This window comes from Lysobacter tyrosinilyticus, from assembly GCF_054779815.1.
Window position 1 is genome coordinate 521,377 of the sequence record NZ_BAAGXN010000003.1, and the last position, 14,755, is coordinate 536,131.

The window sequence follows — 14,755 nt, forward strand, 5'->3', positions numbered from 1 at the left end:
TCGGAACACGCCAACCCTCTAGTTGGCCGTGCAGATCACTGACGCCGCTGACTGATATCAGCGGCGGAGCGTTTTCGTCTGGGGTTCTATTTCGAGCATCCATCTCGATGATCAAGCAGCTTCCGTTGCAGCCAGGTCGATGTCGTGGCGCTGGCAAAGCGCTCACTCGCTGTGCGAGTCGCCCGATGATATCGGCAGTGTCAGTTGCGGTCTGGGCTGATGCGCCCGAATCCTTATTGCCCTGCCTTGGCGTGTTGCAAGCGCCGTTGAGAGCATCGTTGCCGCGTGAACTTCAGTGGCCGGAATGTGGCACTCCGTAAGCCCTGTCCCCGTCCCCGCCCCCGACGGCGACTTGCGCAGGGCAAGCCGATCGCAACGGATTCGATCTCCCGCTGGATAGCTACGCAATGATGGGACGCAGGCCGCGCGAGGGAAGCCATCGATTCCATCGGGGACTGTCTATGGCTCTTGTCGTCGACCATGAGAATGAACCTATCCTTGGCGTGCACACGCTAACAGCAGCACTTGAAGTTGGACAGACTGTCGATCTGACCCGGTCAATCCGATGACGAGAAAAGCCTGCCAAATCAATTGGTTGATCTAGCCAATTGATACCTACACGTGAATGCAGGCCTCGGATCGAGTGTTCGAAAAGCGATGCCCCGCGAGGAAACATCGATGGGTGGAGTTCAATCGGCGCTGGATTGGGACGAACGCGGGAAGCACGCCTTCGGATACCCCGGCTGGCACCGATGCCGCGCTCCCCGGATTAGCCCCGAAGCCTGACCCCGCATCGTGAACGAGCCAGGCGTCCCGAGTTGCGCTAGGTTTATCCAATCGTCCACCACGCAGTGCACCCGCCTATGCACGCGATGATCGATTGGGCCAATAGTCTGTTCGGGGCCTTTCCGTTGATCTTCCTTGAGATCTGGGGGCGATTCGGCTACGCCATCGGCTTGTGCCTTGTGGTGTGCGCCTTCGGCGGCATCACCTTGCGCCCGAATGGAACCTGGGGATTGGGACGCCAGCGGACCCGTTGGGACACCAAGGCGCTGCTGAGCGTCGTGTTGACGATCGTCCTGGTCATGGGTTCCGGTTACCTGGGCTCATCTATCGTGCTCGTGCAGGGAGCGCAGACGCTGGAATCGCTGAAGGACGCGATGGTGTTCGTCTGCATCGTCCTGTTCGGCTATCCGGCCGTCATCGGCGCCCTGATCGCCTATGTCATGTCCGACATGATCGAAGGCATCGCTCCCGAGATCATGTGGCGTTGGGGCGAAGCGATGCTGATGACCCCCGCCTACCATTGGCTGGGCAATCAGTTTCTCGGAAAGGATCCGGATTTCCGCAAGCTGCGCACATGGGGCTGGTACGCCCTGTTCCTCGCCATTTTCATGGCGCTTTACCCGCCGCTATGGGGCTATGCCTGCGGTCCGCTCTCCGGAGTTTTTCCTCCGGAAATCTCGTATCACAAGATCGTACCGGCGCTGTTCTTCACCCTGGTCATCACCTGGATCCTTGCGCCATTCCTGATGCTGGTGGCGCTGCCGCTCGCACGCCGCTTCGGTCTTTACTGGGCCGAGATCCCGGGGCGCGTGCGCGAGCGCGCCTTCGGCTCTCCGATCTGGACCTGGGAGAGCGGTAGAGGCACATCGACGTCGGAATTGGCCAGCCCTGGTTCCGGCCTTCCGATCCGCATCCTGATTGCCGCGCCCTTCGTAGCGCTGATGCTGTTCATGGTGGGACTGATCGCCTTTCTCTCCCTGCGCAGCGGCGAGAACGCAACCAACGAAGTCGCAGGGCGTCTCAACGCGGAGATCGCGCGCAACGTCACGATGCAGGCGGACGACGCATTGGCGGCGCCGGCGCTGGACGCAGGCAGCACCAATACCGTTCTAACGCGGCTGCTGCGCAATGCCGAAGTGGCGATGCTGGGCCGCGCCTACATCGTGGACGACAAAGGCCGCGTAGTCGCCTCTTCCGAAGCCAGGCCCGCCAGAGTACGCGCCGACGACGAATCGGCTGTAGTCCTCGATACCGCCTTGTCGACCATCCGCCAACAAGCAGGCGGCATCGCCAGAATCACACAGCCTCGCTCGTTCCGCTTTGCGATTGTCGCGATGGACCCCTTCGGCGGCGAATCCTGGCTCGCGCGGATTACGCCCTACAGGAACCGCGCCACCAACGCCCAGTGGTGGCTGATCACGGCACTCCCCGAATCCAGCTACCTCGGCTCGATCCGGCAAGGCAACAGTCGGGCGGCCATGGTGTTCACGGCCGCACTGATCATTGCGGTACTGATGGCCGCGTATCTCTCCAATCTGGTGACGAATCCGCTCCGCCGCATCTCCACGACCGCCCAGGCCCTGGCCCGCGGCGATCTCACCCAGCGGGTTCCGGGCAGCGGACTGGAGGAACTCAAGACGCTTTCGGACACCTTCAATCACATGGTGAAGCAGCTGCAAGACTCTTTCGCGGAGATACGGAGCGGTGAAGAGAAGCTGCGCACGGTGCTGGACAGTTCGCCGCTCGCCATTTCGTGGGCCAACAGCCAGGGACAAATCGAATTCTGGAACCGCAAGGCGCTGGCCCTGTTTGGCTACGCGCTGCAAGAAATCGATACCGTGGACAAGTGGTTCAAGCTCGCCTACCCCGACCCGGATTACCGTCGCCATGCGATCGAGCGATGGAATGCAGTGAGCGCAACGGGTCCCGAGGCGTACATCTATGAAGGCGAGTACCGCATCACCTGCAAGGATGGACGCATCGTCACGGCCGAGATCGTGGGTTCCCGCTATCGCGACCTGACACTGGTCATCTTCAACGACATCACGGAACGCAAGCAGGCCGAGGAAGCATTGCGCCAGGCGTCGGACCGTCTCCAGGTCGCTACCCGGGCCGCCGATATCTGCATCTGGGATTGGGATGTGGTCAGAAATGAACTGGTCTGGGACGACGCGATGTACCGCCTGTATGGCATCAGTCGCGAGGGTTTCACCGGGGCATACGAAGCATGGCGCAACGCCGTCCATTCGGAAGACATCGCCAGGGTAGAAGCCGCGATTCAATCGGCTTTGCGTGGCGAGCGCGAATACAGCGAAGAGTTCCGGATTCTCCGCCCCGACGGGGAACAGCGTTACATCCACGCATCCAGCCGTACCTCACGCGACAACACGGGAATGCCCCTGCGCATGGTCGGCGTCAATTACGACATCACCGAGCGCAAGATCGCGGAAGACGAGCTGCGCCGCCATCGCGACCACCTCGAAGAGATCGTCGCCGAGCGTACCGCCCAGCTTCAGCGCGTACTACTTCTCAACGAGCAGGCCATGGAACTCACGCGCTCGGGCTACTGGAGTGGTTCGATCGATCAGCCCACGCATTACACGAGTTCGCCCCGCTGTGCGGAGATCCTGGGCGAACCCGCCGTGCCGGACTGGAAGTACGAACTCGCCAACTGGCGTTCGCGTATCGAAGCCGTCAGCCCCGATATCGCCAATGAAATCGACGACAGGTATCTCCGGGCGTGCGCTGGCGAGTTTGCGAACTACGACGCGTCCTACCCCTATCTGCGCCCCGCAGACGGACGCGTGGTGTGGGTGCATTCGCGCGGCGTGATAGACAAGGATCCGGCGACCGGGCAGCTTCAAATGTATGGCGTCGTCCAGGACATCACGGACATCGTCGAAGCGCGCCACCAACTCGAGGAAGCACGCACATCGGCCGAGGCCGCCAGCCAGGCGAAGTCGTCCTTCCTCGCGAACATGAGCCACGAAATCCGCACGCCGATGAACGCCATCATCGGCATGTCCCACCTGGCGCTCAAAGGCCAGGAAGATCCGGCCCAGCGGCAGTATCTGGAGAAGATCCAGCGCGCCAGCCAGCATCTGTTGAGCATCATCAACGACATCCTCGACATCTCGAAGATCGAGGCCGGAAAACTCACGATCGAAAACTCGTTCTTCACCCTGCCCGCGCTGCTGGACGACGTCGCCAATGTGGTGGACGACCGGGCTGCCGCCAAAGGGTTGCGACTCACCTTCGACGTTGCGCCAGACGTGCCTGGCGAGCTGGTCGGCGATCGCCTTCGCCTAGGCCAGATCCTCATCAACTATGCGACCAACGCGGTGAAGTTCACGGAACAAGGCGAGGTCATGCTCGCCGTCGATATCGCGGCGCGCAGGCAGCGCGATCTGGTGCTGCGCTTTTCCGTCCGCGACACAGGTATCGGCCTGAGCCAGGAACAGATCCGGGTGATCTTCGAAGCATTCGAGCAAGGCGACAGCTCGACGACGCGCAGGTACGGCGGCACGGGATTGGGACTCACCATTTCGAAGAGCCTGGTGAAACTGATGGGCGGTCAGATCGGTGTCGACAGCCGGCTGGGCTCCGGCAGCACGTTCTGGTTCACCGTTCCCTTGGGGATTGGGGAACAGCGCAAGGAAGCAGCGGATATTCGTGGGCGGCGGCTGCTGGTTGCGGAGGAAAGCGACAGCGAGGGCAGCGCACTGTGCGCGACGCTGACCAGCATGGGCTTTACCGTCGCACCCGTCGGCGACGCTCGCGAGACGATCAGCGCATTCCGGGAGTCGATCGATTCCGGCAGGCCATTCGATGTGGTGCTGCTCGATCTTGATGGGCTTGGTACTGCCGCGCTGACTGTGGCTGAGCGCATCAAGACCCTTGCTGCACCACGCGAGCAGCGGGTCGTACTCGTCGGTTCGACTCCGGACCCGGAACTCGCAAGGCGGGCGAGACACGCTGGCATGGCGGTCATCGCCAAACCCATCGCCCCCTCTTCGCTATTCGACATGCTGGCGCGAATGCTTGGTCCAGTCGCGCGCTCGCGCGCGAGCGCACCGCCGACAGCAGAATCGTTGGGAGCATTGCGTGGGGCACGGGTCCTCGTTGCCGAGGACAACGAGTTCAACCAGGAAGTCGCGAAAGCCATCCTGGGCGATGCAGGCCTGGTGGTCGATATCGCTGACGATGGCGAGGCCGCGGTCCGGATGGTGCAATCCCAACACTACGACCTGGTGCTGATGGACATGCAGATGCCAGTGATGGATGGCCTGACCGCCACGAGGGAAATCCGCCTTTGGGGCCAGTGCCCGGGCCTACCCATACTGGCGATGACAGCGAATGCCATGCAGGAAGATGGCAGGCGCTGTATCGAAGCCGGCATGGACGATTTTGTGACCAAGCCTATCGATCCCGATCATTTGTTGAGCGTGCTGCTCAAGTGGATCGAGCGCGACGACAAGGCGGATGCGTCCTCCTGAAGACTCCGGGCAACAATGCGGGACGTGACTAGTCCGCCAGCAATTCGAGAATCTGCAATGCGAGTGTCCGCTTCGCATTGGAGAGGGAACGAAGCAACCTGAGCGCCTCGCCTTCCTCCTTGTCCTGCGCCAAATCGGTCACGACGACAGCTGACGCTTCCCCCAGCCTGGAATGGCCGCTATCGCCTCGCCCGGTCGCCAGCCACTCGAAGTTGACTCCGGTTTCGACAGCCAGGTGGATGAGGTGACCGACGCTTGGACAAGTGGTGCTGTTGGCGCTTTCCCATTGCGCCACGGCGCTGCGATTGACGCCGACGCGCCGGGCCAGTTCGTTCTGGGAAACCAGTGCCAGTCTTCGCGCCCGCCGGATGCGGAGGGACAAGCCACAACTCACCATTTCGCCCCCTGCTGATGGATTACGTAGCAACGCGGTCAACTGGCCGGGAGGCCGTCATCGTCCGGCCCGAGGTGCAAACCGATCCGGAAAATCGAATCGGCCAACGCCGTGCGCGCACGCGAGATCTGCTGGATCATCACGGGACCGATGACGCTCGAATCCCCGCCCGTGGCAACGACTTCCAGCAGGCGTCCCGCTTCGGCTTCACCGACCAGATGGCACGCCATCGCTGCACGGCGCGCGATGTCACGCACGCGTGAGGCGTCATCGTCCCGCACCGAGCTGTCGAGCTGCTGGAGTTCCAGACCAGCCGCCTGATGGTAGGCACGAAGCACACGCAGGATCCTCGTTTCGTCTCTGCCTAACAGTTGCGAAAGCGTGGAAAACTCCTGCGTCAAAGTGGTTGTCATCGGCCGGCCTCTGTTGCCGCGACAGCCACCGGCGAATCGCCGGCTCGCTTGCTACCGCGGACCTCTGATTGCAGCCTAGGCAGACCCAGATGGCCCCACCATTGGGAAATGTCTTAGAAGCCGGCGATGCCGGGCTCGCTCAGTCGAGCAGATAGTCCAGGCCGTGCGCGGCCAGGTAGGGACCGATTTCCACATTCGAACGCAGGCCCAGTTTGTGCAGGGCGTTGTACTTGTGCGTCGTCACGGTCTTGTAGCTGCGCCCGGTGTCGATCGCGATGGCCTGGAGATTGCCTCCACGCGCGAGGGCCAGCAGCACCTGGCGTTCGCCACTGGTCAATTGATGCCAGGGATGGGCGCGGGCGAGCTCGATGTCGAGTGCGGGGTCGACGAATGTCGAATTCGCCGCCACCGCCTTGATCGCCTGGATGGCGACGTCGGGGCCACTCGCCTTCAGCACATATCCATTGATGCCCAGATCCAGCGCCGCCAGCGCAAGCGATGGATGGGGGCACCCTGTGTAGACGACCGTCATCGGTCCTGGGGAGCGTCTGGCGATGGCTTCCAGCAGTGCGACGCTGCGCAGTTTTCCCGGCATCTGCAGATCGACGACCAGCAGGTCGTAACCATCCTGGTCAAGGTGCGAAAGCAGATCGTCGCCGTTGCCGCAGGTCTGGATCGATTCCGTCGTCACCAGCGCGGAGGCCACCATTTCGCTCAGGGCGAGGCAGATGATGGGATGGTCGTCGGCAATGAGTATGCGCATCCGGCTCGGCTGATGCCGCCTGTCATCGCCGTGGGCACGGCCTGTCGCGACGGCGCCCTTCAACACCGATCGTGCTCAGTTTCCAGATACCCGGCAACTCGTTCCTGCACACGGTCCATTTCGTTTCGGGCACGTGCGAATGTCGCTTCAAGCTGGCCGTTCCGCCTGGAGGCACCCAATTCGTGCTCCACGCCGGACAGGGCGTCGACGGCAGCGACCTCGCCTATCTGCATGCACCCCGACTTCATCTTGTGCATCAAGCGCCCGACGTCGGTCCAGTCGCCTGCGGCATGCGCCGCATCCAGCCGCTGCAGATCGTCGCGGGTTACCCGCTGGAATACCGTCAGGGCGTGGCAGACCTTCTGTCGGTTGCCATGGAATAGTTTGCCCAGCGGTTCGAACATGGGAATGACATGTTCCTGGAGCATTGTCCGGCCCTCCTGGCAGGTCCGTCGACCGGCTGGCGCTCGTCGCCGCGGCGAGTGCTATCTTGTAGGCCAACTACCCCCGCTTGTCCATGGACTCGAGGGATCGATGCCGGACATGCCCCGCCCCGCGGAGCCAAGGATTCTGGTGGCGGACGACGATGCGTTCATCGTCGAGCTTGTGGCCACGCTGTTGCGCGAAGCGGGCTTTTCATCGGTCAGCACCGCCAGCGATGGGCATTCGGCCATCGCACGGCTTGCGGAAGCCCCGGCCGACCTCCTGATCTGCGATCTCAACATGCCCGGCATGGACGGTATCCGGCTTATGAGCCACGTCGCTTCCGGGAATGCTCCTCCCGCGATCATCGTGCTGAGCGGAGAGGATCCCCGCGTACTGGATGCGAGCCGGCAGTTTGCCGAGGCAAAGAAGCTACCGCTTGTCGGCGTTCTCGGCAAACCGATTACGCGCGAGTCGCTGCAGGAAATGCTCGAAGCGTGGCAACGGCGCGAGGAGCAGGCACGAGTCTGCAGCCAACCCGCCGATTTCGGCATTGCGAATATCCGTCGCGGCATCGACACAGGCGCGGTGCACCTGGTCTATCAACCCAAACTCGACCTCGACAGCGGGGAAATGGTCGGCGTCGAAGCGCTGCTGCGCTGGATGGACCCCGAACTCGGGCTCATACCTGCTCCCCAGGTCATCCAGGCCGCCGAATCCGCGTCATTGATGGAACCGCTGACGTTGGAAATCCTGCGAAGGGCGATCGTGGATCGCCAGCGGCTGGTGCATGAAGGCATCGATCTGAATGTCGCCGTGAACGTCTCGATGCACAGCCTCCACGACGTCGGGATGATCGACCGGATGCATGGTCTGGTCGTCTCCGCCAACGAGCACCCCAGCCGGTACACGCTCGAGGTGACCGAAACGCATCTCATGGAGGACCCGGCCGCCGTGCTCGAAGTATTGATCCGCGCACGCCTGCAGGGCTTCCGGATCGCGATCGACGACTACGGCACCGGCGCCGCGACCATGCAGTTTCTCCAGCAATTGCCAAGCAATGAGCTGAAGATCGACCGCCGGTTCGTAGTGGCTGCACCACAGAGCGAACAGGGGCGCGTGCTGCTCCAGTCGGCCATCGAGCTGGGCCTGCGCCTGAACCAGACTGTCGTTGCCGAAGGCGTCGAAACCGAACAACAAGCAAGCCTGGTGCGCGAGCTGGGCTGCCGCTTCGCGCAGGGGTTCCTGTACGCACGCCCCATGCGCGTGACGGAACTACTGCAATGGGCCGCACGCGACCTCGGGGCGCATGCGGCCTCACCGAACTGAATTGAGCGAATCGCGCCGGACGCCGCGGCAGCAAGTCTTCGGCTACGGTGAAACGGAGGCGGTGTCGCCCTCCTGCCCGATCAGCGCAGCATTGGCCCAATTGCCGCAGGCCGGCACCGACTGCGTGCCCTGCACGCCTAACGTACGCAGACTCAGCCGTCGCAAGCCACGGATGTCCAACTCCGGTTTGACCACGGCAGGTGCGCGTACCAGTCCGCTGTCGTAAAGCAGGCGATCGTCGCCCCAGACCTGGAATTGAAGGCCCGCGGCGTCACGGCACGAGTCATCGATGCCGAGGTCCGCACGCAGCAAGGTCCAGTCTCCCTTGAGCTGCACGTCGATGCGACTGACGGCACTGACGCCGAGACCGCGACGGAAATGTAGGCCGTTCATGCGCATCTCGTTTTTCCCGCCATAGGCGCGATCGCGCGCGACCTTCGCCGCGAGCTCCGTCGGCAGTGGCAACTCGGAGAGATAGCGTTGCTGCGCAGGGCGATCGCTGGCTTGATGCTCCAGCACGTGGAACGTGGACAACGCAATCGGGCCGACGTCGCGCGGCTGTAGCGCATTCAATGCCCGCGCCGTGGCGCCTTGCGCTGCCGTCACCATCGGATCGGTGCCGCTGGCGTCGTCACCATCGGGGTTCTGGGTGCTCAACACACGGAAGCGCAACAGGCGACCAGCATGCGGCGCGAAGTCGATGCGTTGCATGCCCTGCTCCAGCTTCAGGCGTCCACGCACGATCGGCTCGCCCCACTCGCCGTTGCTGTCGGCCATGTAGATCTCGTAGTCGCGGACCTGGCCGTGCTTCCAATGCTGGTCGTTGCGCGGCGCCAGTTCGATGCCATCGATCACGCGTCGCTCGGCGAATCCGACCGTCCACTCGTGGGCTCCGGTGCGCACGGCCTGATTGCGCACAGTGCGGAACCAGGTGCCAGGGTCTTCGTCGAAGGCATTTTCAAGCGCATGGCCCGGCTCCTCCGCCGGGCGGTTCACGACCAGCAGGCTGTCTGCCGGCAATGCACGCCCCAGCTGCGGTGCGGCGGGGAATGCGTCGTCGCGCGCGGCAGCGGTAACTGGAATCTCGAGGCGGAAGTCGAACGCCTGTCGAATGTCGGTCGACGCGGTGCGCACATGGACCGTGCCGCGGCGATCCGCCGGATCGAAGTACCAGCCTTCCTTCGCCGCATCGTAACCAGCTCGATCATTCAGCATCGGCAGCGCACGACCACCCAGCATCACCGCCTTCGGCCGCTGGCGGCTGAGCACGCGCAATGCATAGCGACGTTGCGGCAGTTGTCCGGCGTACTGACCGTGCACTCCATCGATATGCACACGGACTTCACCAGCGCCTTTCTCCGGCGCGTTTACGGTGACTGCCTGCTCGCTGTATTCACCCTGCGCATAACGGCGTGTGCTGCCGTCGTCTTCGTACAAGGTGTAATGCGACTCACCCTGCGGATACAGGTCGAAAGTGACTTCATCGATCGGCTTCTCACCATCGAACAGCATTGCCGGGTACATCGGCACGATCGCGCCGGCGCGCACGAATACCGGCAGCGTCGTGAGTTCCACCTGGCGATCGAGCTGGTGGCCCTTCGGACCGGCCACTATCTGGCGGCCATCCCAGTAGTCGATCCAGCGCCCTTGCGGCAGATGGATGTCACGACGCCAGCCACGGCTCGCGGCCTGGCTGCGGTACACCGGCGCCACCAGCAAGTCGCGACCGAGCAGGAACTGGTACTTGTGCGCTTCGGTGTACGCCTGCGGATCCTGCGGGTAATCCCACATCAACGCGCGCACCAGCGGCGCGCCGCTGCGCTCGGCATCGCGCGCCAATCCGTACATGTACGGCGTCAGGCGCATCTTCAGCTTCAGGTAGTCGCGATTGATGCTGCGATATGGCTCGTCGAAAGCCCAAGGATGCTTGCGCGAATTCGCGGACCAGCCGGACATGCCCATCAGCACCGGAGTGAAGCTCTTCCATTGCAGGTCGCGGGTGAAGGTCTCGGCGCTGCCGCCGAAGATGCCGTCGACATCGCCGGTCGCGTAGGCCATGCCCGACATGCCCGAACCGATCACGGTCGGAATGTGCCAGCGGATGTAATCCCAACTGCCGCTCTGGTCGCCGGTCCACGCCACCGCATAACGCTGGATGCCGGCCCACCCCATCACCGTCCACAGGAACGGACGCGAATCGGAGTTGTTGTAGATGCCATCGAAGGCGGAATGGTTCGCGTCCATCGCGAACTGGTAGCCCTGGCCGGTCCAGGCAACGTCGAGCTTCTGCACGCGGGTGCCGGCCTTGCCGACTTCCCATGCAATCTTCTCGACGCCGTTCTCGGTCCACAGACCGGTGCGGAAGCCGTATTTCGCCAGGCCCTCCACCACTTTCGGCAGATCGGTGTAGCCGCAGCCGTAGCCGTCGTTCGGCAGGATCCAGCCACCGGGCATGTCGTATTCGCGGTATTTGCGCGCGACGCTGTCGATCACATCCGGCGTGGTGCCGGTGGGGCCGTCGCTCCAACCTTCGGGAACGGTGCCGGGCTTCTTCTTGTTGTCGCCATCGTTGTAGCAATCGGCGTCGCCATAAGAGAGCGCCCAGCGCGGCAACAGGCCGGCACGGCCGGTCAATGCGGTGTAGCGATCAAGCAATTCATGCAGGCTGGTGCCGACGAAGTAGTACGCGTCGAAGCGATCTTCCTTGTGCAGCAGCGTGGCCGAGTCCGGCTGGCGCAGATCGTAATTGCCGTCGCTCCAGGTGTTCCGCAGCATGCCCCAGCCGCGCGAGCTGAGCAGCATCGGCGCGGGACTCGGGCGGTCGCCCTCTTCCCAGCCACCGGAGTACGAGATCTCCAGCTCGCGGCCCTTGAATTCGTAGCGACCGTTCTGCTGACCACCGCCGTAGAAGTGTTCGCCGGCCTCGCTTGAGAGCGTCTGCACGCTCTGCTGTTGCGCCAGGTCCAGCGGCTGCAATTCGTGCCACAGCGATGACGGCTTGCCCGCGTCGATGCGGTCGAGCGCGAAACACAGCGGTTGACGCTGGATATGCAGCACCAATGCGGCGGTGCGGATACGCACTTCGCTCGCGTCTTCTTCGAGGGTAAAGGGCACGTTCGTCGGTGCCTGCGGCAACACGATCGGAGTGGCCTTGTCGCCCGCTGGCGACAACGTGTCGTTGCGCCCCGCCTGCACGCGCAGCAGATCCGCGCGCAACAGATCAATGCGGACGCGCGCACCGGAATCGGTAGTGATTTCCCAGGCGGGTGCTTGCTCGCCCTTCGACACGACGGCAATGCCGCGCAGATTGCCTATGGATTCCGCAAGCGCGGGAGTAGTCCATGCCAGCAAAGCAGACAGGACTGCAATGAACAGACGACGATCACTTCCCGCGCGCACCTAATCCCCCGATGTCCGCCATGGGGACATTCGAAACCGATGCTGGCGACTCTAGGGGCGCTCGTCGAAGCGTGTCAATGAATCGAAAGAAAAAAGAAGGATTTTGGCAATAAAGCGAAATTTCATTCGGAAGATAACTTTCGAATTGACCCGACACATCGGCGCCTGTGCCCGAATCCGGGCGCGCCGGTATTTCAGCGCGCCCAATAACTCAGCCGTTGGAAGGACATGCCGCAGCCGGCAAGTCGGCCGCGTTACTTCCCCATTGGGACGGGGAATCCGACAGCGTGAGGTCGAGACTGCCACCCTTGCGCACCTGCTCCGGATCGAGCCAGATGCGGGTGAACACGCGCCCGTCGAATCGCGCAGCCCGCAGGTATTGCAACTTGTTGCCATCTGCGCCCGGAGCATGGATACGCAGCATGCGTCCTGGTCCGAGGTCCAATTCAACCGACTCGAAGCGTGGGGCGTTGACCAGCAACTGACCGGTACCCGGCATTCCCGGATACAAGCCCATCGCACCGAACAGATACCAGGCAGACATCGCCCCCAGATCGTCATTGCCGGTCACGCCATTGGGCGCGTTGGTGAACAGCGATTGCGCGGCACGGACCACGGCGGCGGTCTTCCACGGCTGCCCCGCCAGCGCATACAGCCAGGGCACATGCATCGTGGGCTCATTGTTCGGATTGAAGCGGTACTGGCCGTAGTAGTTGTACGCGCCGGATACCCACTGCTCGCGCGCGTGCTTCGGATCAGCCGCGATCGCGTCGTAGGCGAAGAAGCGATCCAGTCGCGCGACGGCATTCGCCTTGCCGCCCATCGCGCCGATCAGTCCCGAAACATCCTGCGGCACCAGCCACTGGTACTGCCACGCCGTACCTTCATGGAAGCCGTAGTGCGAGCTTGGGCTGTAGCGACCGGCCGGGGGCGTGAACCAGCTGCCATCTTCCAGTTTCGGGCGCGGGAAGCCACGGAACGAACTATCGGCGTCCACCAGCTCCGCGTCCCACACATTGCGCCAATTGCCACCACGGGCACGCAGCGCCCGCGCATCTTCGCGCTTGCCGAGCGCGTCACCCATCAGCGACAGCGCACAATCGGACAGCGCATATTCCATGGTCGCCGATCCGCCCTGCTGCGGATCCACATCCATGCCCTTGGCGGGGAATGCACGGTCGTACTGCACATAACCGTGCGCGAGGTAATGCGGATTGCCCGAGCGTCCGCCATGCCGCGAGTTCAACGGCGGCACGCCAAATGCGTTCTTGCGCAGGGCGGCCCACGCCTGCTCTTCGCGCCCGGCGTAAGCGCCGTAGCGCCACAGGTCGGCCATCAACGGCGTGACCGGATCGCCAGTCATCACGTTGGTTTCGAAATTGGCGTAGCCCCAGCGCGGCAGCCAACCGCCCTGCTCGTCGATCTTCAGCAGCGAAGTGGCGATGTCACGCGCGCGCTCCGGACGCAGCAGCGCCAGCAGCTGGTTCTGCGAGCGATAGGTGTCCCAGAGCGAAAAATACTCGTGATAGGTCCAGCCATCAGCGCTGTGGATCTGGTCGTCGTAGCCGCGATAGCGTCCATCGGCGTCGCTTCCGGTCATCGGCTGCAACAGGGCGTGATACAGCGCCGTGTAAAAGACGACGCGATCGTCGCGGGTACCGCCGCCTACGCGCACGCTGGCGAGTTCGCGATCCCACACCGCGCGTGCGCGGCTGCGCATCGCATCGAAGCCGAGCAGCTTGTCGCCCTGCTTTCCCTCCGTATCCAGATTTCGACGCGCTCCCTCCACATCGACATGCGAAATCGCGCTGACAGCGGTGACTGAACGGTTCTTGCCCAGATCGAACGTCAGCCACGCGCCGTTGTACGGATCGTGCTCGCTCTCCATGCTGAAACGAGCCCCTGGCGTCCCGCCTGCCTGACCCCAGGTGCCGAAACTCTTGAACGGGCGATCGAACTCGATGCGGAACCAGGTGCTGTACTGGTGTCCGCCGCAGAAACTCATGGTCGTGATCTTGCCTTCCACGGCCCGGTCGCCGACCACGCGCACCTGGCTGCCGATGACGCGATGCTTCGCGTTGGCCTGGCTCACGTTGATGAGGACATGGCCCTCATTGGCGCCCTTGCCGAAGGTGTAACGTTCGGCCGCGGCGCGGGTAAGCGCGGTGGTTTCGACATCGATGCCGCCGTAGTCGACCAGATGCACCTTGTAGTAGCCGGCCTGGCCGACTTCGTCATCGTGGCGATAGCGGGAACCGTACTTCTTCTGGTCGAAATTCTTCGCGCTCGACGTATCGAAGTCGCCGCCCGGCGCGATGCTGCCTACGACTGGCAGCACCGAAACCTGCCCACCCTGCTCCCAGCAACCGGCGCCGGACAGGAAGGAGTGCCCGATGCCGAGAATCTTCTCGTCGTCGTAGCGCCAACCGGCGTAATGCGTGCCGATCGGACTGACCTGGATCATGCCGAATGGCGCGGACGCACCCGGAAACGTGTTGCCGTCGTCCTTGGTGCCGATGAAGGTGTTGACTGTCGATGAAAGCGATTCTGCCCGCGCCGGCGCTGCCTGCCCGGAAAAGGCCAATGCACAAAGCGCCAGCAAGCTGGCTCCGATGATTCGCTTCCTCATCTCAACACCATTTCGATGCATGCCGCTTTCCTCGCTTCGCCCGCTCGATGGAGAGTGCCGTGAGTGAGACGGCTTCCCACGCACTACACGAAAGATACCCTCGAAGAGAAGAGCCCAGCTTGC

8 protein-coding genes are annotated in these 14,755 nt (G+C 63.0%); 2 read left to right on the forward strand and 6 right to left on the reverse strand.

The window, feature by feature from the left end; genetic code table 11:
• Positions 1-863 precede the first annotated feature (863 nt).
• Positions 864-5,282, forward strand: coding sequence for a response regulator (locus tag ACYVGK_RS09090; protein ID WP_460733041.1), 4,419 nt, complete (start codon positions 864-866; stop codon positions 5,280-5,282).
• A 28-nt stretch (positions 5,283-5,310) separates the two neighbouring features.
• Here the strand turns inward: ACYVGK_RS09090 and ACYVGK_RS09095 are convergent, their stop codons facing one another.
• The 4 genes from ACYVGK_RS09095 to ACYVGK_RS09110 form a co-directional block, all read right to left on the reverse strand.
• On the reverse strand, positions 5,311-5,664 hold the full coding sequence (locus ACYVGK_RS09095; protein WP_460733042.1) for a helix-turn-helix domain-containing protein: 354 nt from the start codon (positions 5,662-5,664) through the stop codon (positions 5,311-5,313).
• A gap of 50 nt (positions 5,665-5,714) precedes the next feature.
• Positions 5,715-6,014, reverse strand: coding sequence for a hypothetical protein (locus tag ACYVGK_RS09100; RefSeq protein ID WP_460733043.1), 300 nt, complete (start codon positions 6,012-6,014; stop codon positions 5,715-5,717).
• 214 nt (positions 6,015-6,228) lie between these two features.
• Entirely contained in the window at positions 6,229-6,852 is a 624-nt protein-coding gene (locus ACYVGK_RS09105) for a response regulator (RefSeq protein WP_460733044.1), read from the reverse strand.
• A 59-nt stretch (positions 6,853-6,911) separates the two neighbouring features.
• Entirely contained in the window at positions 6,912-7,256 is a 345-nt protein-coding gene (locus ACYVGK_RS09110; protein ID WP_460733045.1) for an Hpt domain-containing protein, read from the reverse strand.
• Between ACYVGK_RS09110 and ACYVGK_RS09115 the strand changes: the two genes are divergently transcribed.
• Positions 7,237-8,604: an EAL domain-containing response regulator gene (locus ACYVGK_RS09115; RefSeq protein WP_460733046.1), complete on the forward strand. Its 1,368-nt coding sequence runs from the start codon at positions 7,237-7,239 to the stop codon at positions 8,602-8,604. The genes ACYVGK_RS09110 and ACYVGK_RS09115 overlap by 20 nt on opposite strands.
• Positions 8,605-8,646: 42 nt before the next feature.
• Here ACYVGK_RS09115 and ACYVGK_RS09120 read toward each other — a convergent pair whose 3' ends face one another.
• The gene (locus ACYVGK_RS09120; protein ID WP_460733461.1) at positions 8,647-11,979 is read right to left on the reverse strand and encodes a TIM-barrel domain-containing protein; all 3,333 of its coding nucleotides are present in this window, start codon (positions 11,977-11,979) and stop codon (positions 8,647-8,649) included.
• Positions 11,980-12,214: 235 nt separating this feature from the next.
• Positions 12,215-14,632 carry a GH92 family glycosyl hydrolase gene (locus tag ACYVGK_RS09125; protein ID WP_460733047.1) on the reverse strand — a complete coding sequence of 806 codons (2,418 nt, stop codon included), beginning with the start codon at positions 14,630-14,632 and terminating at the stop codon, positions 12,215-12,217.
• Positions 14,633-14,755: the final 123 nt, after the last annotated feature.

Bases quoted from the DNA above. Each gene is read 5' to 3' on its own strand.
- ACYVGK_RS09090 (WP_460733041.1), top strand. From the start codon at position 864: ATGCACGCGATGATCGATTGGGCCAATAGTCTGTTCGGGGCCTTTCCG.
- ACYVGK_RS09125 (WP_460733047.1), bottom strand. From the start codon at position 14,632: ATGAGGAAGCGAATCATCGGAGCCAGCTTGCTGGCGCTTTGTGCATTG.
- ACYVGK_RS09105 (WP_460733044.1), bottom strand. From the start codon at position 6,852: ATGCGCATACTCATTGCCGACGACCATCCCATCATCTGCCTCGCCCTG.
- ACYVGK_RS09110 (WP_460733045.1), bottom strand. From the start codon at position 7,256: ATGTTCGAACCGCTGGGCAAACTATTCCATGGCAACCGACAGAAGGTC.